1 protein-coding gene is annotated in these 1060 nt (G+C 72.9%); it reads left to right on the top strand.

Annotation, left to right across the window (positions count from 1 at the left end; genetic code table 11):
- Positions 1-64: 64 nt before the first annotated feature.
- Positions 65-1060 (top strand): cation diffusion facilitator family transporter (locus NBZ85_RS31300; protein ID WP_261563443.1); only part of this gene is annotated, 996 nt, incomplete at its 3' end.

The raw sequence follows: 1060 nt of genomic DNA, 5'->3' as shown, positions 1-1060 counted from the left end.
GGATGACGCGCCCGCCACCGCCCCGCCCGGCCCGGCGTCACAGCCGGCGACCGAGAGCCTGACGGTGCCGCCCGCCCCCACGGAACTGCCACCCGAGGCGCAGGACGCGATCCCGCTGCAGCAGGACGGCGGTGCCGGCAAGAGCGAAAGCGGCCTCACCGTCGCCATCGCGTTCGTCGCGAACCTGATCATCGCGATCGCGAAGACGGGGGCGGCGCTGCTCACCGGCTCCGCCTCGATGGTCGCCGAGGCCGCGCACTCCTGGGCCGACGCCGGCAACGAGGTCTTCCTGGTGATGGCGAACCGCCGCTCGCGGCGCCCACCGGAGCCCGGCCACCCGCTCGGGTTCGGCCGGGAAGCCTACGTCTGGGCGCTGTTCGCGGCGATGGGGCTGTTCGTCGCCGGGGGCGCAGTGTCGATCACCCATGGCGTGCAGGAGCTGTTCGCGGGCGAGTCCGGCGGGGACTACCTGGTCGCCTACATCGTGCTGGCGGTGTCGTTCCTGCTGGAGGGGACCTCGTTCCTGCAGTCGGTCCGCCAGGCCAGGCCCGAGGCCGAATCGATGAACCGGGACGTCATCGAGCACGTGGTGGAGACGTCCGACCCGACGCTGCGCGCGGTCTTCGCCGAGGACTCCGCGGCGCTCGGCGGCATCGTCATCGCCGCCCTCGGCCTGGCGCTGCACCAGATCACCGGCGTGGCGGCCTTCGACGCGCTCGGTTCGATCCTGGTCGGGGTGCTGCTCGGGGTGGTGGCCATCGTGCTCATCGGCCACAACCGCCGCTTCCTCATCGGGCAGGAGGCCGACCCGCAGGTGCGGGACGCGACGCTGCGGGCCCTGCTCGCGTTCCCCGAGGTCGACCGGGTCACCCGGCTGCGCCTGGAGGTCGTCGGCCCGAGAATGATCACCGTGGTCGGGGATGTGGACCTGATCGGCGACGACATCGAGCCCAACGTCGCGATGCGCCTGCGCGGCGTGGAGGCCAAGCTGTCCGCCTCGCCCGCCGTCGTCGACGCCGTGCTCAGCCTCTCCGCCCCCGACGAGTCCTCCCTCACCCCC

Source organism: Frankia tisae (genome assembly GCF_025403405.1).
In the GTDB taxonomy this organism is placed as follows: domain Bacteria; phylum Actinomycetota; class Actinomycetes; order Frankiales; family Frankiaceae; genus Frankia; species Frankia tisai.
Note: the sequence above shows the minus strand (reverse complement) of the source record. Positions and strands in the feature narration are given on the sequence as shown.